At 40.6% G+C, this 18,522-nt stretch carries 26 protein-coding genes; 4 read left to right on the forward strand and 22 right to left on the reverse strand.

Annotation, left to right across the window (positions count from 1 at the left end):
* Positions 1-22 precede the first annotated feature (22 nt).
* Both spoIIP and gpr read right to left on the reverse strand, forming a co-directional pair.
* Positions 23-1,366, reverse strand: a complete 1,344-nt coding sequence (spoIIP, locus tag FAY33_RS09105) for a stage II sporulation protein P (RefSeq protein WP_243126663.1) — start codon at positions 1,364-1,366, stop codon at positions 23-25.
* Between the two features lie 55 nt (positions 1,367-1,421).
* A complete protein-coding gene (gene gpr, locus FAY33_RS09110; protein WP_143320908.1) occupies positions 1,422-2,399 on the reverse strand; it encodes a GPR endopeptidase in 978 nt (325 codons plus the stop codon).
* Between the two features lie 177 nt (positions 2,400-2,576).
* Here gpr and rpsT point away from each other — a divergent pair, with 177 nt between their 5' ends.
* On the forward strand, positions 2,577-2,840 hold the full coding sequence (gene rpsT, locus FAY33_RS09115; protein ID WP_143320909.1) for a 30S ribosomal protein S20: 264 nt from the start codon (positions 2,577-2,579) through the stop codon (positions 2,838-2,840).
* A 161-nt stretch (positions 2,841-3,001) separates the two neighbouring features.
* On the opposite strand, the gene FAY33_RS09120 is transcribed toward rpsT, so the two are convergent.
* The 20 genes from FAY33_RS09120 to FAY33_RS09205 all read right to left on the reverse strand — a co-directional run bounded on the left by FAY33_RS09120 (position 3,002) and on the right by FAY33_RS09205 (position 17,096).
* The gene (locus tag FAY33_RS09120) at positions 3,002-3,832 is read right to left on the reverse strand and encodes a peptidoglycan recognition family protein (protein ID WP_143320910.1); all 831 of its coding nucleotides are present in this window, start codon (positions 3,830-3,832) and stop codon (positions 3,002-3,004) included.
* A 1-nt stretch (position 3,833) separates the two neighbouring features.
* Positions 3,834-3,989 carry a hypothetical protein gene (locus FAY33_RS19360; RefSeq protein WP_185967558.1) on the reverse strand — a complete coding sequence of 52 codons (156 nt, stop codon included), beginning with the start codon at positions 3,987-3,989 and terminating at the stop codon, positions 3,834-3,836.
* An 84-nt stretch (positions 3,990-4,073) separates the two neighbouring features.
* Complete coding sequence (locus FAY33_RS09125) at positions 4,074-4,493, reverse strand: phage holin family protein (protein ID WP_143320911.1); 420 nt, start codon at positions 4,491-4,493, stop codon at positions 4,074-4,076.
* Positions 4,494-4,504: 11 nt separating this feature from the next.
* Positions 4,505-4,645 (reverse strand): XkdX family protein, encoded by a 141-nt coding sequence (locus tag FAY33_RS09130; protein ID WP_143320912.1) that lies wholly within the window; start codon positions 4,643-4,645, stop codon positions 4,505-4,507.
* Entirely contained in the window at positions 4,629-4,979 is a 351-nt protein-coding gene (locus FAY33_RS09135; protein WP_143320913.1) for a hypothetical protein, read from the reverse strand. Before FAY33_RS09135 ends, FAY33_RS09130 begins: the two co-directional genes overlap by 17 nt.
* A 135-nt stretch (positions 4,980-5,114) precedes the next feature.
* Positions 5,115-7,247, reverse strand: a complete 2,133-nt coding sequence (locus tag FAY33_RS09140) for a hypothetical protein (RefSeq protein ID WP_143320914.1) — start codon at positions 7,245-7,247, stop codon at positions 5,115-5,117.
* Positions 7,237-7,791: a putative phage tail protein gene (locus FAY33_RS09145; protein ID WP_143320915.1), complete on the reverse strand. Its 555-nt coding sequence runs from the start codon at positions 7,789-7,791 to the stop codon at positions 7,237-7,239. Before FAY33_RS09145 ends, FAY33_RS09140 begins: the two co-directional genes overlap by 11 nt.
* A complete protein-coding gene (locus FAY33_RS09150; protein WP_143320916.1) occupies positions 7,775-8,851 on the reverse strand; it encodes a baseplate J/gp47 family protein in 1,077 nt (358 codons plus the stop codon). Before FAY33_RS09150 ends, FAY33_RS09145 begins: the two co-directional genes overlap by 17 nt.
* Positions 8,851-9,252 carry a DUF2634 domain-containing protein gene (locus FAY33_RS09155; RefSeq protein WP_143320917.1) on the reverse strand — a complete coding sequence of 134 codons (402 nt, stop codon included), beginning with the start codon at positions 9,250-9,252 and terminating at the stop codon, positions 8,851-8,853. The genes FAY33_RS09150 and FAY33_RS09155 overlap by 1 nt, the downstream gene beginning before the upstream one ends.
* Positions 9,253-9,266: 14 nt before the next feature.
* Positions 9,267-9,581, reverse strand: a complete 315-nt coding sequence (locus FAY33_RS09160; protein WP_143320918.1) for a DUF2577 domain-containing protein — start codon at positions 9,579-9,581, stop codon at positions 9,267-9,269.
* Entirely contained in the window at positions 9,574-10,530 is a 957-nt protein-coding gene (locus FAY33_RS09165; RefSeq protein ID WP_143320919.1) for a hydrolase, read from the reverse strand. The genes FAY33_RS09160 and FAY33_RS09165 overlap by 8 nt, the downstream gene beginning before the upstream one ends.
* A gap of 13 nt (positions 10,531-10,543) precedes the next feature.
* Complete coding sequence (locus FAY33_RS09170; RefSeq protein ID WP_143320920.1) at positions 10,544-11,209, reverse strand: LysM peptidoglycan-binding domain-containing protein; 666 nt, start codon at positions 11,207-11,209, stop codon at positions 10,544-10,546.
* Entirely contained in the window at positions 11,209-13,737 is a 2,529-nt protein-coding gene (locus FAY33_RS09175; RefSeq protein WP_143320921.1) for a phage tail tape measure protein, read from the reverse strand. Before FAY33_RS09175 ends, FAY33_RS09170 begins: the two co-directional genes overlap by 1 nt.
* 59 nt (positions 13,738-13,796) lie before the next feature.
* On the reverse strand, positions 13,797-13,961 hold the full coding sequence (locus FAY33_RS19365) for a hypothetical protein (RefSeq protein ID WP_185967559.1): 165 nt from the start codon (positions 13,959-13,961) through the stop codon (positions 13,797-13,799).
* 14 nt (positions 13,962-13,975) lie between these two features.
* Complete coding sequence (locus FAY33_RS09180; RefSeq protein ID WP_143320922.1) at positions 13,976-14,404, reverse strand: phage portal protein; 429 nt, start codon at positions 14,402-14,404, stop codon at positions 13,976-13,978.
* 21 nt (positions 14,405-14,425) lie between these two features.
* Complete coding sequence (locus tag FAY33_RS09185; protein WP_143320923.1) at positions 14,426-14,899, reverse strand: phage tail tube protein; 474 nt, start codon at positions 14,897-14,899, stop codon at positions 14,426-14,428.
* 16 nt (positions 14,900-14,915) lie between these two features.
* Positions 14,916-16,214 carry a phage tail sheath family protein gene (locus FAY33_RS09190; protein WP_143320924.1) on the reverse strand — a complete coding sequence of 433 codons (1,299 nt, stop codon included), beginning with the start codon at positions 16,212-16,214 and terminating at the stop codon, positions 14,916-14,918.
* Positions 16,208-16,405 (reverse strand): hypothetical protein, encoded by a 198-nt coding sequence (locus FAY33_RS09195; RefSeq protein WP_143320925.1) that lies wholly within the window; start codon positions 16,403-16,405, stop codon positions 16,208-16,210. The genes FAY33_RS09190 and FAY33_RS09195 overlap by 7 nt, the downstream gene beginning before the upstream one ends.
* Before the next feature lie 13 nt (positions 16,406-16,418).
* On the reverse strand, positions 16,419-16,832 hold the full coding sequence (locus tag FAY33_RS09200; RefSeq protein ID WP_143320926.1) for a DUF6838 family protein: 414 nt from the start codon (positions 16,830-16,832) through the stop codon (positions 16,419-16,421).
* 6 nt (positions 16,833-16,838) lie between these two features.
* A complete protein-coding gene (locus FAY33_RS09205) occupies positions 16,839-17,096 on the reverse strand; it encodes a hypothetical protein (RefSeq protein ID WP_143320927.1) in 258 nt (85 codons plus the stop codon).
* 147 nt (positions 17,097-17,243) lie between these two features.
* Here FAY33_RS09205 and FAY33_RS09210 point away from each other — a divergent pair, with 147 nt between their 5' ends.
* The 3 genes from FAY33_RS09210 to FAY33_RS09220 are packed head-to-tail and all read left to right on the forward strand — an operon-like array spanning position 17,244 to position 18,459.
* Positions 17,244-17,726 (forward strand): helix-turn-helix transcriptional regulator, encoded by a 483-nt coding sequence (locus tag FAY33_RS09210; protein ID WP_143320928.1) that lies wholly within the window; start codon positions 17,244-17,246, stop codon positions 17,724-17,726.
* A 24-nt stretch (positions 17,727-17,750) separates the two neighbouring features.
* The gene (locus FAY33_RS09215) at positions 17,751-18,206 is read left to right on the forward strand and encodes an ImmA/IrrE family metallo-endopeptidase (RefSeq protein WP_143320929.1); all 456 of its coding nucleotides are present in this window, start codon (positions 17,751-17,753) and stop codon (positions 18,204-18,206) included.
* Positions 18,207-18,264: 58 nt separating this feature from the next.
* Positions 18,265-18,459, forward strand: a complete 195-nt coding sequence (locus tag FAY33_RS09220) for a DUF6774 domain-containing protein (protein WP_143320930.1) — start codon at positions 18,265-18,267, stop codon at positions 18,457-18,459.
* Positions 18,460-18,522: the final 63 nt, after the last annotated feature.

Genomic DNA, 18,522 nt, shown 5'->3' on the forward strand with positions numbered 1-18,522 from the left:
AAAGCATTTCGCCTGCTTTTCTTTAGTTTCCCTGGAGTACCATATCGAGAACTTCTGCCAAAGGTTCCATGGCATTTAATGCCTCATCATAGGAATTGGTCTGGGCACCAACTTCAATTAAAGTAGATCTTGCCCTTAAATGCTGATTATAGCGAAGCCCTTTTATGTAGATTTTACGGGTCAGACCAGGAAAGTAGGCGGCGGAATCAAGCTGAAGCTGAAAACTGAATGCAAGATTTTTTGTCCGGTAAGGATTCGGCAGATACTCAATGGGACCTTCCGGTGTCATGCTGACGCCATTAAAAAACATGATAGGTGCCGTTTGTTTCCCGTTTACCTGATTGACCATATGAAGGCTTTCGTTTACTCCATCCCGGTGAATATCCAGAATCACTTCTATGGAAGGATTCTCCTGGAGGATTCCTGAAATTCCATCTAAGGCATACGTATACGCTTTATTCCGGTCCAGTTTCCCATTTTGCAGATCGTACACCGAAGTATCATGTATTACATGATATCCTTTGTCTGTCAAAAGTTGGGTTAAATAGGTTCCTACTCCAACAACCGTTGCTTCTGGTTTATCTGGTCCATGATCAGAATACTCCTCCTGGGAGTGGGTGTGGTAAATTAATATCTGGGGTTTATCATTGCCGGTTTCCAAGGTGAAATCCTCTGCCAGAAATTGATCTGCTTTCATCATATCTCTGGGTGCAGTGGTTGAGGTGTGGACATTGTAAAAATGTTTCATCATAAAATCATAGTCAGCAAGCTGCTCTTTTAAATAGGTAGTTCCTACGATGGGCCAGATACTGCTTGCAGCACAGGTAAGTGCTTCATCCTTTCCTTCTTTCACGGTCTTATTATGAAGCGGAGTTTTCTCTTCTGTATTTTCTGCGGTTACATTTGTCCCTGCATTAACAGAACCATCCTCCCCGCTTTCTTCCCCTCCATCATAAAGAAGAAAACTGTGTTCTTCATAGAATTTCCCCCTCTCCAGATATGCACGATAAGAGGGGTCTTCTTCCTTGTAATCCCTATCCTTGTTTTTGTCTGTATCCGCATAGCGGTAAAGAGGGGACTGATTTAAAAAGAAATGAAAGATGGCACTTCCAACGGATTTGTTTTCCGGAACCTTCTCCCTGCTGCCAACCTTCTCATCCCATACGACTGCCGGGTATTGATGCCGCCAGATATAGGAAAGCCCTAAACCAGCCCCCTCTTTTATTAACGCTTCTGCCTTACCCGGGTCCGCCTTTTTCCCAGTTTCTGAAACTTCTCTTATACTTAAGAAAACGGCCAGAATCAGGCTTACCGCAATCATCATGATTTTTATTACTTTGTTCAAAAAATTGTTATTCTTATTCATAGCCGCCTTCCTGCATAATCATTCTTAATATCCTATGCAGAAAGTCTGTCATTTACTACGAATCTTCCTGTCCCAAAAATGCCATGTGAATGCCTTCTGAGATGGTAAAACTCAGTTGTTTCACTGTTTCATCAATGTCAGGCGGGGTTACATAGAGAGGACCAAATTCCGGTTCCAGCAATTCCTTAATCAGATTATACTGTTCATCGGAACTGAGATTGCCGATAAAATCACCCATTCCTTTTGTTTCCATGCTTTTTGACAGCGCTCCAATCATAGCGGATACGGTATCGTGTACAATGGCTGCTGCCCCTACAACTGTAGGAACTCCGATTGCCATGACAGGAACACCAAGACTTTCTTTTGTCAGACTGTGTCTGTGGTTGCCAACACCTGATCCGGGATGAATTCCTGTGTCCGTAAGCTGAATGGTTGTCCCCAGACGTTTTACACTTCTTGCCGCTAACGCGTCAATGGCAATAATTAAGTCGGGTTTTGTCTCTTTTATAATTCCCTGTAGGATTTCAGCACTTTCCATCCCTGTCTGCGCCATAACTCCAGGAACAATGGCACTGATTACCGGCATGCTTCTTCCTTCCCAGAAATCATCTCCATACTGGACTTTTAAATGCCTTGTTACCTGCAGATTATTCAGCACTCTGGGTCCAAGAGAATCCGGAGTTACAGATGAATTGCCAAGTCCTGCCACCAGTACATGAAAATTTGATTTCTGGTAACTCTTTCCCTCCAGCAGGTGGCTGATCTGTCCTGCCAGTTCTTTGGAAACTTCTCTATGATAATCTTCATCTTTTAAGGAAAGCTCATCGGCTTCCAGTGTAATGTAGGTTCCAATGGGTTTCCCCATGGCTTTTTCCCCTTTTTTATCCAGAATTCTGACCTCAGTCATCTTAATCCGGCTGTCAGGTCTGTGCCATTCCCGCAGAGAAACACCGGATATCTCGCCTCCATCACCTGGGAAACTTTCTTTTTCTTCTACAGCAAGGTCTGTGCGCACTTCAAATGTGTTTTCCATTTCTTCCTCCTTTCCAGCTATTCTTAGGTATTTTCTGCAAAAAAGCAGGAATTATGTATTGACATCTGGTGTAAAATTCGTTAGAATACAAAGGTATGTTTACATTGAACTGTCCGTGTCCAGGCTTTGATGCAAAACAAAGAATAATCATATATCATTTTATTGGAGGTGTACAGATTGGCTAACATTAAATCTGCAAAGAAAAGAATTTTAGTAAACGAAACAAAAGCTGCTAGAAACAAAGCGATCAGATCCAAAGTGAGAACATCTATCAAGAAGGTAGAAGCTGCAATTACTGCCGGTGACAAGGCTGCTGCACAGGCTCAGTTACTCAGCACTATCACAGATATTGATAAGGCTGCTACAAAGGGCGTATATCATAAAAACAACGCTTCCAGAAAAGTATCCAGAATCACAAAAGCTGTTAACGCTATGGCTTAATTTATAGAAAAGACTTTTATCCCGTTCAGACTAACCCGCTGGATGGGATTTTTTGTTATACTTTTATGTGGGATATTTTTTTAGTTCATAGAGAAAGCGGGACCGTTTTTGTCTTTACAAACCGGACTCCCGCCTTTTTTATTCTTTTTTATTAAATTTTTTTATCCCATTCGAAACGCACCTTTTTCGTCTGTTTTTACAATCAGGCTCCCCTCAAACATGCTTCCGTCTTCTGTTACCCGATACAAGTCATCTTTCCACACAACCCACTGGTTCACTGCCATGGAACCATCGTCTGACAGATAATACCATTTTCCATCAGAACCTGTTTTCCAGGTATTTTTCACCATATGTCCGGCACCGTCAAACCAGTACCACTTCTCTCCGTCCTGATACCAGTCATTGGTTACTGGATTACCTGTGTCTCCCAGATAAAATCTCCAACCGCCCTCTTCTTCTCTCCAGCCTGATTTTACCTCCGTTGCAAGAACCAGACTTTCTTTAAAACCGTTCCATGTATGTCTGGTCTGATTGTAGACATAAGGGTTGGGGCAGATTTTTCCGGTTACATCGTAATGTCTGATTACATGATCTTCTTTTACTCCATATTTTTTCATAAGTTCTGCAGTCAATTCCTTTGCAGCTCTTACGGTGGCATCTTCAAAGTACCAGTCTTTACTGGTATCGGTCTGAACCCCTTTATTTCTCACACATAATTCTACGGAAAGGCTATTGCTGTTTCTGCATTCTTTGTGTCTGTATGATTTCGCACCACAGTGCCATGCGATATTTTTGTCTTCCACAGACTGCCAGATCTCTCCGTTAAATCCTACAAAATAGTGGGCACTGGCTCCAATGTATCTGGAAGCATAATATTTACAGTTAGCTTCTGCACCGCCTAAGGCGCCCACATAGTGAATCACAATATATTTGATACGGTCAATATCACCGTTTGAATAGTTATACGGGGTTAATAATTGGTGAATCTCCATGCTATACCCCCTCCTTTCTTCCTGAAAAGCCCATCTCATCGGGATTAAAGGACTCCCGGAAACGCTTGATTTCCTCATAATCGGAGTCCTTTAAGTTTTCCTGAATTCCCATCAGTTCCAGACGGGGCATATCCTTGGTCGCCTGACTTTTTACCATATTTCTCACCTTGTCCTTTCCATAATATCTATAGTCTATGATATGAAAAGAAAGGAAAGAATGTCCGTCATGGATTGGTACAGGCTATTTTGATACCTCTGATTTCTGGTTTAAAATATCTATGGCTTTTATAAGAACTGATGGAAGAGGAATTCCCATAAGACCTGCGTTTTCTACCACAGATATCAGTTCATTTACCATAAAGCCGATGACCACTGTGTCCCTTATGTAGGTTGTCCCGATTGATAAGTCAAGCCGATGGGCGATTAAGACAAATACCAGGGTCATACTTTTTTTACATAATCCTTTCCAGCCGGCTTTTGATTCCAAAGTTCCGGTTTCGGTTTTGGTGCTGCTATGAAATACTCCTGCAACTGCCAGACCGGAAAGAAAATCAATTGCCATGAAAAGAATTAATGTGGCAATGCTGGTGTCCCAGCCGCCGAATAGAGCGGTTGTCAGGCTGCCTATTATGCCTGCGGCTGTGCAGATAATATTTTTCATTATCATATTCCTCAATCTTTCTTATAAATTTTTCCTGTGATCTCCCGGTACTCGTCCGCTGTGATCCATTTATCTACTGCGTTCCATACCCAATTTATGGACCATAATTTTGCTGTGTAAAAATCCTTTACCTTATTAAAATTTTTGCTCATGAGGTACCTCCGTTTCTACTCCTGAGAGCATTTGCAAATATGCTATTTGAGCATTCAAACTGGTGATCTGTTTCTGCTGTGTATTTACCTTATCTTCCATACTCGGGGTCCTGTACTCAACGATGACAACCTCACCCATGACTTCTTTGTTTCTGGTTGCAGTGTTTCCGTTTTCTTCGGTTTCCCGTACTGATTCAATCCCAATTGGGAAAGATGATTGTAAGGACATTTGACCAGTATACACTAGGTTGCCCTGTTTCCATTCTTCTACACCGTTCGCATCGTATTTTGTAACGGTAGTATTTTCGGAGAGATTTTTATGTATATCCGTCACCTCATTTGATCCGATGATGATAGCGACCTTGGGGTATATCCACTTAAATTATTTAGGCTGCAACTTCCTTTTGCAATATTATAAATCTTATTTCCTACCTTAATTGTTTCATATTTCATTAGTTATTCTCCTTTTTTATGAATTGGTTAGGTACGTGCAATTAAGTGAAAAACTATATCCTATCGGAAGATTAACCAATGGATAAATTTGTATATTACCATTTCTAATATAACACGATCCAATTTCATTAACTTGGCTAGGGCTCACAGCCGTATCAATAACAACTTCTTTTGGAAATCCATGTAATTGATATAGCACTCCTGCTGAAAGAGTTGTTATACATGAGAGATGTATGTTTATGGTTACCATTGCTGTACCACTCACGTTTCCATTCCTAATATAACCACCAGTATTGATCTTTCCCCAAGTACAAGATAATCCGGAGGAAATTATGGCTGATATTTGCGTACCAGACTCATTGAAAAGCGCAGCTCCGCCACTGCGTACAATCCCATTAGTTGACCCTGGAGAGGTACCAATTACTTTTATAGTAGCGTCACCTAATGTTGAAATTCCTGTAGTATTACTGGAGCCTGTACAATCCCAAATATATCCACTAGAGTCCATAAACTCTATTGCTTTGTTTCTGAATGATAAATCACAGTGATATAGTTTTATATGTATACCCTTAGAAGCATAAACACCAGTATTACTGGACGAGTTTGCTATTTGTAGATAGTGAAGATATACATCAGATGATGATATAATAAAGACTGCCGAGACATTTGTAGTGTTTGAAAATTTAATACCCTTTACTGATATAGATGCTGTGCAATATGAAATATCCATTCTGTCCACAGTTACAGAAGAGGAAATGACATCTGGGGATTTACTCGTAATGGTTAAGTATCCATTATAATAGCCTACCACATTCACAGATTCATCATAGACTCCGTTGGCAACACTTATCACCACTTGATGACCGCCTAGATCTTTAGGAATCATCGTTAAGGCTTTTTGTATAGTTTTAAGGGGTTGTGCTTCTGTACCTGTTCCGAATTCATCAGATCCTGTTGCAGAGACATACCATGTAGTATTGTACGGAAGTGTTCCAATAACCCCACCATAATGGCTAACTACTATACTGCTATTGCGTGCAGTAGTTTCAGTAGGGGTTATAGCAGACAAATCATTTTTTTGCCAGCTTACCTGAGAATTAAGCCTTAAAACAGTTCCAACTGCAAATCCACTTCCTGTAATTGTACCAAAATAACCAGTGGATGAAGCACTTAGGTAAATGGCAACGTCAGTATTACCTGTAAAAGTTATATTGCCAGTTGCATAAATTTTGCTGCATAAAGATGCATAAAAAGATACTTCATGATCTGATGGATTAAAAGATCCAGTAAGCATAATGTTTATTTGTAGATAAGATGTCCATGAAGCATAATTAGTAACACTAATCCACCGAGAAGTAATTGTATGAGAAGTTGTATCGAAACTCCTGCAAGTTAGAGTGGTCTTATTTACTATTATACTAGTTACTGTGATATCTCCACTTAATAACAACTGTAATCCTCCAGTAAATCCAGAAATAACTAAATCTTCCGGGTAAGTTCCGCCAGCAACCACAACCGAAGCCGTATAGCCACTTAATGTCTTTGGAATTTTACTAAGCGCATATGTAATAGTTTTATACGGTGCAATCTCAGTACCATCCCCCTCGATATCACTTCCAGTAGTTGCAACATACACCGTCATGTCTGCTTCAAGAGGTTTGACGTGTTCCATAAACCTTTTAACCTTAGCCATGTAAACTTTCGCCGTCTCCCCTGCCTCAGGAATGGGATACTGTTCATTACCTGTTTCCAGCGTTTCAATTACCGTCTCTGATATATCCCCACCTAAAGCCGCAACCTTCCCATTCCAGTCGCCTTTCTCCTTCTCCGTCACAAACCGGTGGGCTGCATCAGGAATAATATCCTTTGCTTTGCCGGAAAAAGCCACATCTTTCATTTCTGAAAACCACTTTTTTACTTTCCCATGAGTTGTAGATAGTGTTTCACCGGATTCAATGTTCTCTCTTAATACTTCCTCTTCAAATTCCGTAACAGCTTGGGAAGCATCTCCCGCTTTATCCAGTTTTGATTCATTCATCTCCGTAAGGGAATCATCCAAAGCATCCATTGTCTTGTTATATTCCCTGATGTCATAAAAATCGTCCGTTTCCGGCTTTAGAAATTTATAATTTTTTGTTTCATTCGCCATCAATAAGCACCTCATCTCTTATATGCCTGTGACTCCAGGCTCCTAATTGTTTGTGTTTGTAGTTGCTGATTAAACTGTGCTGATTGTAAAGTAAATCTAAATCAATCACCATATTGCAGGGTACAAACTCTTCCAGCATTTCCTTTACTTCATTTAAATTTCGTTTGCTCTTTAACGCCACCCGCACAATAACTTTCTTTTGAGGATCAATTTCCAACGTATATCCATCTTCCCCACACAATACCGCCAGTCTTTGCTTTAACGTTACTTTGGTATAGGGAATAATCCGGTTCCACTTTGTTAATGCTTTAAACCTTCTGTCTTCTAATGTCTCATGAGGCATTACCGGCAGTTGGAGCATTTTTTCATAACGCCTTAAACTCTCCAAATTGGAACTTGATATAAATTGATTATCAAATAGAACCTCCGTTTCATTCTCCATTGTTTGAATCTCTGGTTCCATAACTTCCTGAATTACCCGCATTTCTGTATAATCCTTAAGAAAATCAGGGATATAGGAAAGTAAACTAACTTCTCGAATCAATTTTTATTCCTCCATATACGGGAATCTGAATTTTATCCAGTTCCAAATTTCCTGCAACTCCATTAATCTGTGTGTTTTTAATATCATAAATTCCTTTTACGGTTAAAATTCTTGCTTCTACCTGGGATATTCTTACCATGCAGCCATGATCACCAAGTCCTTGCCAGGATGTCCGAAGCTCTTCCAGATAAGCTTCAACCGCACCTTTGATTTCCTCCAGTAGACCTTCTTCCCCATAACTGTTCTCATACTCCAGCTCACATTGAATGTGAATGATTACTTCTTCCGCTGTATCAACCGTCACCATATGGTCAATGGGAGCCAGACCATCTCCATTGCCAGCTACAGGATCCATGGTTTCCTGCACCGTCTGAATCAACACATCTGATGCTTTGTTATAATTGGAATCCAGAATGGTCAGCTTTACTGTGGACGGACCATTAAAGGCTCTTGTGATTTTTGTTGCTCCCACTCCTGGAATGCCATTGGTCTTATCCAGATAATCTTTTCGGTTTCCGCTAAATGCTTTTTCCATGAAGGACTGGATGTATGCCTTTCGAAATTCCTCCGTACCTTCTTCATCCTCTCCAGGTATCAGCAGATCGGTTACCTCCATAGAGACAAGTCCCGTAATGCTTTCCACTGGAATCAATCGTCCTGCCTGACGGTTTCCAATTACACCCGGTGTTTCACAGGTTAATTGAACCATTCCATCTCCCAGTAACTTTGTGATGGTATAATAAAGAGTTCCATAACGGAATCGCTGACCAGCTTCCAATACCACGGTCTGGGGTTCTGCAATGCCTTTTAAGACAGCTTTTGTTGCAGGATCCGGTTCCATTCCCCTTTCCGAAGCTCTGCGAACCAGATTCTCTCTGGAAGCGGTTTCCGCAAAGGTTTCTTTTAAAATCGTATCAAACTCTATGTACATCACCTGCATTTCCGCTGCCGCCGCCGATAGTGCTGTATAAATAAGAGAACCTTCCCTTTTATCCAGCCCTTTTGGAACCCGGTCCAGCATTCGCTTTATGATGACCTCATACGTCATATCTTCATACATTAAATCTTCACCTCTTTCTCTGCTTCAATTTCTCCCCATAGGCTATGTACGGTAAACGTCACATGCAGACTCCGTTTCGACATTTCAAACGAAAATGAATTCACTTCTGTTATTCTGTCATCCTGCTTTAGAGCTTCCCTGATCCGCTTCTTTACCTTGGCTTTTACAAATCCTGCTGATTTACCAAATAAGTCATTTAATTCTGTACCATAATTCCAGCTATAGATCAGCCATTCAAATCTCTCTGTATTGAGAATACAGTATACAGATTGTCTGATTGCTTCCAGACCATCTGTCATATCAACAATCCTCTTTTGATCCGTATCCAAACGAAATGTTTTGGAAGGTTTGTATACAATTTTTAAATTTTTTTGTAAAATATCTCCTGTTACCGGAAGCATTACACTCCTCCTTTCTACCAGGTTCCAATGACTGCAAACTGTTGTCCGCCCTTTTTTTGTAAGAGAAGGACCTTTTGACCGGTTTTTAACCCATTTTTAATGAGAACAGATACTTCACCAATGCCCGGAATGCTCATAATCTGAGTGTAATCGGTAAATTGTTTTGGAATAATAATCTGGGATTGAAATAAAACGGTCTTTTGTCCGATCTGTATCTCCATTGGATTATTCCTGAGCACAGTTCCTGTTATTACATCACAAGGATCCTGAGCTTCAACTGCCTGAACAACAATTTTTTTAATATTTTCCACCCACTGAACATCAGCCATAAATATTTGCTCCTCTCAATGTCAAATCCATAGTATGAACACCGGCATCAATTTTATGGGTTACCGATTCCACCAGAAGGTAGTTATTCAGTTTCATATCTTTCAAACCCAAAGTAACAGGAATCAGACAGCCCGCCCGAACTCTGATATCCCCAAATGCATCCTTGATACTCAGTGTTTTGGACGGCTGGTTATATAAGGTCAAATACTGTTCTGCAAGCTTCTGTCCGTCAATTCCTTCATCAATGGATTCATCTTTTTGAAGAATCCCCCACTTGTTAATGGATTCGGTGTTTTTGGTCATGTAGACCTCTCTTTTTTTTGTAGTACTATCGTCATGATATACCTTGATCTGATTAAATGTATTGCTGTCAATGCTGATCTTATAGTCATAATCCTGTGCTGTCTGGTCATCAATTAAAAGATCCAACTGCATCTGTTCCATGTCCCGCAATGTCAGCTTGCCAACATCATCATAAAAAACATACAGCTTCTTTTTACGAATCATTGTCAGATTCAGACTGTTCATGATAATGTCAAATAACGTTTTGTCCTTTTCATTTCTTTCCAGCTTCTCTCCGGTATCCTCCAGTTCCCCAACGTTTAAGTTGTAATCCCCGGCAATCATTTTAATTACATCTCCAGTCGTTAAACCTGAATAATTGTAGCTATCTTTATTTTTTAAATACCGGAGCTGGTCATAGGCAGTCACTTTCATTTCACCAGTACTGTTCCAGTTTCTTTCAAATATAAACCCGAGAAAAACCGGAGTTCCATTTACATCCAGCCGTACCGCATTCCCCTCTTCGATTTTTAAAATCTCATCAGGCATTACGGTAAATGTACATTTTCCCGGCTGGCTGCTGCGTTGTATTTCCCAGTCTATGCTTCCCTGGACAACGGGTTCGTAGACCTGCTGTTCATGCTGTATATATAAATGTACTTCCACTGTTTATTCCTTTCTAAGGCATTGTAAGAACCTGTCCCGGATAAATAAGATTTGGGTTCTTCACCTTGTCCTGATTTAACTGATGGATTTCCTGCCAACGATTCCCATTCCCAAGCTTCTTTTTTGCAATGGACCAGAGACAGTCTCCTTTTACTACGGTATAACTGGACTCTAACACTGGTTCCCCTGACCGTTCTCCTTCTGTGTTCTCTCCTTCCGCTGTCTCTTTATCAACAATCTTAAATGTTTTAAGTTTCGTCCCGTAATGTCTGTACTCTTTTAAAGTAAGGGAAACGGATAAATCAAGCCCCTCACTGACATCATCGGAAACCTTAAACTCTTCCAGGGTCACATCCATACTTGTATCAAACAGACTTTCTCCTCCCATGCTTTCCCGGATTACCAGAAACTCAAACGGTTTTCCCTGCTGTTTCAGTTCTTTCAGTTTTTCTAAAAAATCTTCTGCGCTTTCTACACTTCCATCCCAGACTGCACTTGGATAATCCATCTGCGGTATGATTACGTCAATGCTGATTTCCGCCAGAGCTGCAGGCTTTACAAGATTGATTTCTTCTCCACTGATTAAATTTACCGTCTTATTCTGCCCTCCATATTTTACCGGAATCTTCTGGGGAGGCAGGGGCAGAAGCATATCATCAATATAGATTTCATAAGCCATTATCCATTTACTCCTTCCGCCCAGGAACTAAGCACCTCTGATGTGGTATCGCTGAGCATACGAATCACATTGTCCACATCTGCTACATTCTTTATTGTATTGTTATTGTTGATATCCAGTTTTAAATCTGCAAGGGTAAACCGGTTGATAATCTCCTGTTCTGCGGCATCCCTCATATATTTCAATTCCTCATCCATAGAGTCCATCTGATCTGCCATGGCGGCGGTATTCATTGCCGTATCTCCTGTGTTTTTTGTAATACTTTCTGGAATTCCGGCTCCACTAAGCGGATTATTCTCAGCAGGATTTTCACTATAAGCAGATTGATCAAAGGCATCTGTCTTACCTTTTAAGATGCTTCCAAAATCACCTAAGCCATCCTTTAAAGACTTCATCCCTCCTTTTCCGGCCTCGTAACCCTTTTTCATGTTATCCCCATAACTGATATGATTCATAGATAAATTCATATCCGCCATGACCTTATCCATATCAAGAGGTCCCTGTTTCCTTTCGTACTTTCCGTTACCCAGCTTATCTGCCAGCTTATCTCCATAGGAGGTTAAATTTTCACGCCATACGGTTACAGTTGCTGCCATTTTTGTTCCAAAAACCAGATCAATTGCTTTTGCTATTTTTTCAATTACACTTAACACTCCATCTGCCATATCAAAAAACAGATGAATAATGGAACCTATGGGATCATCAAACAGATTCCCAATAAAGTTCGCAAATGCAATAAATGGATTTACTAGAAACTCAATTACACCAAACACAAGCTCCACGAAAGCCATGAGAATATTTTCAATGAATGCCAGTGCACCCATAAATGCCCCACATATAATTCCTGTAGCACTTACAGAAGTTCCAGCTAACTTATTAAAAACTGCTACTGCAGCAAAGAACAATGCGATGATTGCAATAATTAATATAATAATCCAGGTAAGAGGACATGCTGCTAAAGCTGCATTTAAGCCATTCTGGGCTATAATCATTGCAATGATTGCCGCGGTTTCAGCCCAGTCACAAATTGTTTTCCAAGCCATGACTGCTGCTCCTTTTAGTGTTGTAAGCCAGCTTAACCCTGCTGTTGAATTATATACAATTAAGGCTGCAATTGCTCCCCATATAACAGGTTCCAAAATGGACCACGAATCAGAAATGATGCCGCCTATGGTTCCGGCAACCAAACCAATTCCTCCAAATATTCCACTGATTTCACCCACATTTCCCTGTAGACCAGTAGTAAAGTCCCTGATCGCACCTGCAATATGATTCACCATATTTCCCACCGTCTGTGCCAGCCCCAGATTTATTGTATTAACAAGGGAACCAATGGCATCACTTGCATTGTTATACTTTATCTGATTTAACTCCTCTAAACGACTAGTGGAAAGTTCCACCGAACCATTTAAATCCGCCATTGCATTGATACCATTCTGACCGAGTTCCCCAAAAGAACTTCCAAACAACTGCATTCCTGCTGCATTTCTGCTTATGGGATCTTCTATTTCATTTAGAGCTGCAATTGTCTGTTCAAATGCCGCCCTCGCCGTTTCTCCGCCGCCAGCAAAAGCAGTCTGCATACTTTCTGCATTAAGCCCCAGAGCGGAAAAAGCCTCTTTAGCCTCTGCTCCCCCGCCTAAAACTCTGGTTGAAAATTCATTCATTGCATTTCCCATGGTACTGATCGAAACATTTCCACTTGCTGCACCATTGATCAGCATATTAAACATATCCTGTCCGCTGAATCCCAGTTTCTTAAAACTGTCTGCATTTGTATTAATAGTACTTAGAAGTTCTCCATTCTTATTCAGTCCTGACTGGGTTCCCTGAATAATCAAATCAAAGGCCTGTGCACCTGTTACTCCAAACTTCTGTTCCAGAATTCCCGCAGATTGAATGCTGTCAGTCAAACCGTATCCAAAGGTATCCTGCATTAATAATCCAGCTCGGGTTAATTGCTCAAGTCCAGCTCCTGTCTTCCCAGTCATCTGCTGCACCGATGCAATACTGTTTGCGGCATCTTCTGGACTCTTACTGACATGATCGGCATAAAGATTATTCGCACTCTTTTTTGCCATATCAAGGTCAGCTCCCCCCATACCTGTTTTGGCCTGTATCATATTACCGGCATCTTTTACGCTGCTTGCCCGGTTTACCAGATCCATAAGACTGGTATCAACACCTAATTTCCCCAGCTTAGAAGTTACACTGCCAAATCCTTTCGACAGCTTCTTCCATACGTCTTTTAAATCTCCAGTCTTTTTCTTTCCATCTTCAATGCTCTTATTTAATCCTTTTTGCTGTTTTTCTGCTGTAGAGATGCTATCTGTAATCTCCACATACTTCCCATCAATAATATCAAGATTCTTTCTTATTCCTGACATTCCTGGAAATACCAAAGATTTTGAAGCACTTATCTGAAAAGCCTGCAGCGATCTGCCTGCCTTTTGAATGGATTCATCAATCACCTTTAGTGCCTTACTTGAACCATCATAAACCTGAAGTGCATATTGTACTGAAGCCAATTGTCATTCCTCCTTTCCTCCCTATTAGGAAGAACGTTTTCAGGCGTTCTTCCTTTCTACTATCTTCTTCCTGCCTTTGCTTTCGCAGCTTCCTTTTTGTCATTTTCCAGTTTTAGCTGTACTGCTGCAATAATAAAAGCCCGTTCCCTTCGTTCCAGGTTTAAAAATTCATGAGGCCATCTGTGAAGCTTGTGGAGGCAATAATAGGCAATGTTTGCCTCCATATCGCCTCCTTCAATTAGTTTTTTGCTTCTTCAACCTGTTCTTCCAAAGTAACATCAAAACCATTTACCTTCTGAATCTGCTCCACATATCCAGCATACTCTCCTGCTGTCAGCATGACCTTTAATAAAGCATCTGCCCCCATTGCCTGATAGGAATCCTGAAGAGTCTTGTCATTTAAATTTGGATAAACAGTGCATTCTGCCGCCAATTTACCAAGGTATAAGTTAAAATCAGTCTCCTGGGTGTACTGTCCTTTTTTTCCTGTTACTGGAACCCGTTTGGTGCATTCTTTTCTTAATTCTTCATCTTTTCTGGAAGTAATGGCTTTGATTTCCCATTCAACCGGTTTTTTATCTGCTCCAACAAACCTTTTTGAGGCTATAAATTTTTCTTTGTCTACCTTAATTGCATTCTGACTTAAAAAACAACTTAATTCTCCCATTGCTTTACACTCCTTTTTTCTTTACTGCATTCCTTCTACTGTTCCAAAACGTTCCGGCATCTCCCAGCTTTCAAATGTAAACTCAAATTCATCTTCCAGATATTCTCCAGTTGCATCAAATTTGGTGACAAGACCGCCATTTAAGTTACAATCTTTTAAGATAATAGTCTGTCGTCCAACACTGGAAGTAGGATCTTCGTTGGTAACCTGGATATCAAAATAAATATCCTTTCCAGACTGCTGGTATTTGTATAAGAGATCCCTGAAAATACTGGTGTTATAATGAAATGAAGCAGAACCGCTTCCTTTCATCCCTACCGTCTTATTTCCTTTCATTGCCCGTCCCAGAATCGGGATTTCGGATTTTACTTTCTCAATTTTTGCCTCCAGCTTTAAAGCCTGCATAAAATTGTAACGTTCATTTTCAATTGTAATATAGCACTCCGCTTTTGCAGCACTGATTGCATCCCATGCGTTCATCGTAATCTGATTCATTTTTTAATCCCCTTTCTTATGATACAACGACTGTCATGTATAAAATACTCATGCAGTTCACCGGCTGAACCGGGAAGTTAACAACAACAGATCTTTTTCCTTCGCCTTTATCTACGGTAATAGATTCTGCGTCAAGCCCTTCAATGGCTCTTAAAACCGCTAGCTGTTTTCCATATGTAACAACATCATTCCAAAGCCCTACCCTGCCTGCAGCATCATTGGAAATCTTTCCAAGATAGCGGGTATTAAATAAAGATGCAATATCATTTCCAATCTGGTCAAGAATCCGGACTGTCTGATTATTTGAGAAATCCTCTCCTTTTTCATCCGTATAGGTAATCAGAGTATTCATATCGGAAAGTACGCGGACATGGTCCCCTACTTTATGGAAGAAAAACTTACCAGCCCTCATACCATTTTCAAGCTGTGCCTGTGTATAAGAAGTTTTCACGGTATATTCTCCATCGTAGACCTTATTCTCATTGGTTTTATTGATTTCACAGGCAGCTTCTGCACCTGTCACCCAGTAAACAAGACCTGCTGCCGATTCTTCCGCTTCGTTTTCAACGGAAATAATTCCTTCATAGTCAGCTTTTGAATACTGATGGACAATTGTCTGAAATTTAATCCCCCCTTCCTCTCTTAATCGTTTTGTATAAGCCACAAACAGAGCTTTTACTTTGTCATCTGTAGAAGGACAGCACAGAGTCTGGAATGATGTGCTCTCGATCCTGCCTAGAAATTCCGCATAATCTTCTCCTGTCACGCTGGCCCCATTGGTTCCTCCTGTGAAAGAAGTCCCAGCAGTTTCTGCAAGATCTGCCTCCTTTTTAAATGCAGCATAAGAGTTGTCTTTTAGTTCCATAGCACTTGCAACAGTCTGAGAATCCACCTCTTTTCCTGCAAACAGAGTCTTTACATCAAACTTATTTTCATCGTCCACATTTTTTGAAATCACTGTCATCAGACTGTTTCCACGCTCTCCGGAGTATCTTGCTTCCGCATAATCATTGGAACTGCGAGTACCTGTATTTAACCTGTAAAAAATGCCCTTTGTCATATTTTTAAACAGTTCCCGAACCGGAAGCATGGAGGGTTCATCTGAGGAATAACCAAAGATCTCCTTTGCATTTTTCTGAAAATCTTCAGAAGTAACTTCAAATACCTCTTTTTCTGGTCCCCAGGAAAGAACCATGGGAATTGCTGCCACTCCTCTCTTTCCAACGAATACATCTGCTGATGCGCGATTCACAAAGTTTATATACGCACCTGGAAATACTTTGTTTTGAATTGTAAATTTTCCTCCACCTAACATACTTTCACCTTTCCTTTCATAAATCGTTTCATAATTTCATCTGCTTCTGACAGAGAATACAACTTCCCGTCATCAAGCAATGCACAGAGCAGATCGCTCTGATTGCAATACTTCTCTGAACACACAAGCTGTCTTTTTGTAAAACGTTCTGAACTTGTCTGTTTTTTTGTTTTCTGTTCACTCTTTGCCATAACTGCACCTCTTTTATCTTAGTTCCACATGATCCATGGATTCTTCTTCCTGGCGGGTTTTTAAAACATAATTTCTATACTCCACTTTAAAATCCAAAATCCCATCTTCCATTGACGCATTTTTGCTGCTTCCCCGAAAAGAACAGCCATCTTCTCCTGTAATCTGATCCAGACAATCCATTAACATTTCCAGTACACGGCTGCTCTCTTCTCCTGCTTTCGGTCCTTCTTTTGGATAATATTGAATAGAAACCTGTGTATTCCGAACCCATCGGTTTCCATTTACCGGACTTTCTGTTGCCCGAAGAAGGGAAACTAAAAAATATGGTGTTTCCTTCTCTTTCTCACTCCAGGATGAAGCAACTTTTATTTCCGGAAAAAATTCAATAAGCTTTTTTTCAATGGCTTTTGTCATCTGATTATACATGTTTCATTACCTCCCTCCCCCTCCTTCTCTTTCATATGTAGTCATATCGTCTACATCTTCAGTAAAAAAAATTTCGCCCATCTTTTTCAGCGATGTAATTCTCAACAACTGGCACAGCCGTTTAATCTCTCCAGCCTTAAACTGGTTTTGATTCTTCATCTTTCGAAGAAGACCATAACTGGACAAGCCAAGTTCTGATGCAATCCAGCTTTTTTTCAGCCCCGACTGTCTGATTTCCTCGTTGAGACGAATGGTATCTGTCATACCGTCCCTCCTTTCCTGTGATTTTTTGTAGTCATTTCGTCTACAGTCATTATCATACTCTACTGTTCTGCCTTTGTCAACACTCTTGGGAAAATTTGTTGAAATTATTTCTACAGCGTGGTATAATCATAGTATGGAGGTGATCCCATGGATATAGGACAGATCATTAAAAAGAGACGGGAAGAACTGGGAATTTCACAGGAAGAACTGGCACAAAAAGCAGGATACAAATCCCGCTCTTCCATTAATAAGATTGAAGTGGATGGCAGAGGACTTCCTCAGGCAAAGATCGAAGCAATCGCAAAAGCACTGAGAACTACCCCTTCATTTTTAATGGGATGGGAAGATAATACTTCTTCCCCGTTGGAATATGTAAACAGCAGTTTTGGAACAGAAGCAGGAGAGATCCTTGAGAGTTTCAACTGTCTGAATGAAAAAGGCCAGAAAGAAGCATTGAAGCGTGTAAAAGAGATGGTGCACATTCCAGAGTATCGGAAAGAACAGGAACTTATTAAAATTCCAGATACCAGAGACCGGTCCTATCTGATACCGGTTGCCGCCCATGAAAGGACAGACATCGAAGTAACGGACGAGATGCGGTACCATGATGATGCCTTTTTTGATGAATAAACTTTATTTTCTGAGGTGATTTATTTGAACTATGACACATTATTAGAAGAGGCAGAGTCAACGGGTATTACAATCAAGGAAAAACCGCTGATTGCCAATGACGGACGAATCCGTGGGACAAACATCTTAATCCGCCAGGACATGCCTGTCTGCCAGAAGGCTTGTGTTCTGGCAGAGGAACTGGGCCATTATTATACGACCACAGGTGACATTTTAGATCAATCGGAGATTTCTAATAAAAAACAGGAACGTACTGCCAGACTGTGGGCATACAATAAGATGATTACAGTAGAAAAACTCTTAGCTGCAAAGGAAGCCGGTTGCCAGAATGGATATGAGATCGCAGAGTATCTGGAAGTGACGGAAGAATTTCTAAAAGAAGCCATCTCCTGCTATGGAGCGAAGTACGGAAAAGGATTTCAAAAAGATCAGTATATTATTCTTTTTGAACCCTTTAATATCTATAAATTAATGGATTGAATGATTTCTCTGTCTTGTATGAGATTTCATACATATACTACTTAGAGGTGATGTCTTTATGCAATCCTGTGAACTGGTCATGTTTATCTCCTCTCTCGCCTGCTGCATTGCCAAAGACAGGACCGATGAGGAGATCGCATTGCTCAGTTGTATTTTTTCCCAACTGGGCGATACTCTGGGCACAATCTCTGCCCAGGAAGCGCTATGTACTTATTACGAGGAGAATCCATCCTGCTGTGAAAAAGAGTTCTGAAAGGATTGGTCAGGATACACTGGAAAACCCAAAAGTGCCATAACACTTTTGGGTTTTTTATAA

The organism is Clostridium sp. HBUAS56010, from assembly GCF_007115105.1.
Taxonomy (GTDB): Bacteria; Bacillota; Clostridia; order Lachnospirales; family Lachnospiraceae; genus Lacrimispora.

What these genes read in the sequence shown, in the direction of transcription:
- spoIIP (WP_243126663.1), bottom strand. Translation starts at nt 1,366, where the DNA reads ATGAATAAGAATAACAATTTTTTGAACAAAGTAATAAAAATCATGATG.
- gpr (WP_143320908.1), bottom strand. Translation starts at nt 2,399, where the DNA reads ATGGAAAACACATTTGAAGTGCGCACAGACCTTGCTGTAGAAGAAAAA.
- FAY33_RS09120 (WP_143320910.1), bottom strand. Translation starts at nt 3,832, where the DNA reads ATGGAGATTCACCAATTATTAACCCCGTATAACTATTCAAACGGTGAT.
- FAY33_RS19360 (WP_185967558.1), bottom strand. Translation starts at nt 3,989, where the DNA reads ATGGTAAAAAGTCAGGCGACCAAGGATATGCCCCGTCTGGAACTGATG.
- FAY33_RS09125 (WP_143320911.1), bottom strand. Translation starts at nt 4,493, where the DNA reads ATGAAAAATATTATCTGCACAGCCGCAGGCATAATAGGCAGCCTGACA.
- FAY33_RS09130 (WP_143320912.1), bottom strand. Translation starts at nt 4,645, where the DNA reads ATGAGCAAAAATTTTAATAAGGTAAAGGATTTTTACACAGCAAAATTA.
- FAY33_RS09140 (WP_143320914.1), bottom strand. Translation starts at nt 7,247, where the DNA reads ATGGCGAATGAAACAAAAAATTATAAATTTCTAAAGCCGGAAACGGAC.
- FAY33_RS09150 (WP_143320916.1), bottom strand. Translation starts at nt 8,851, where the DNA reads ATGTATGAAGATATGACGTATGAGGTCATCATAAAGCGAATGCTGGAC.
- FAY33_RS09155 (WP_143320917.1), bottom strand. Translation starts at nt 9,252, where the DNA reads ATGCTTCCGGTAACAGGAGATATTTTACAAAAAAATTTAAAAATTGTA.
- FAY33_RS09160 (WP_143320918.1), bottom strand. Translation starts at nt 9,581, where the DNA reads ATGGCTGATGTTCAGTGGGTGGAAAATATTAAAAAAATTGTTGTTCAG.
- FAY33_RS09170 (WP_143320920.1), bottom strand. Translation starts at nt 11,209, where the DNA reads ATGGCTTATGAAATCTATATTGATGATATGCTTCTGCCCCTGCCTCCC.
- FAY33_RS19365 (WP_185967559.1), bottom strand. Translation starts at nt 13,961, where the DNA reads ATGGAGGCAAACATTGCCTATTATTGCCTCCACAAGCTTCACAGATGG.
- FAY33_RS09180 (WP_143320922.1), bottom strand. Translation starts at nt 14,404, where the DNA reads ATGGGAGAATTAAGTTGTTTTTTAAGTCAGAATGCAATTAAGGTAGAC.
- FAY33_RS09185 (WP_143320923.1), bottom strand. Translation starts at nt 14,899, where the DNA reads ATGAATCAGATTACGATGAACGCATGGGATGCAATCAGTGCTGCAAAA.
- FAY33_RS09190 (WP_143320924.1), bottom strand. Translation starts at nt 16,214, where the DNA reads ATGTTAGGTGGAGGAAAATTTACAATTCAAAACAAAGTATTTCCAGGT.
- FAY33_RS09195 (WP_143320925.1), bottom strand. Translation starts at nt 16,405, where the DNA reads ATGGCAAAGAGTGAACAGAAAACAAAAAAACAGACAAGTTCAGAACGT.
- FAY33_RS09200 (WP_143320926.1), bottom strand. Translation starts at nt 16,832, where the DNA reads ATGTATAATCAGATGACAAAAGCCATTGAAAAAAAGCTTATTGAATTT.
- FAY33_RS09205 (WP_143320927.1), bottom strand. Translation starts at nt 17,096, where the DNA reads ATGACAGATACCATTCGTCTCAACGAGGAAATCAGACAGTCGGGGCTG.
- FAY33_RS09210 (WP_143320928.1), top strand. Translation starts at nt 17,244, where the DNA reads ATGGATATAGGACAGATCATTAAAAAGAGACGGGAAGAACTGGGAATT.
- FAY33_RS09220 (WP_143320930.1), top strand. Translation starts at nt 18,265, where the DNA reads ATGCAATCCTGTGAACTGGTCATGTTTATCTCCTCTCTCGCCTGCTGC.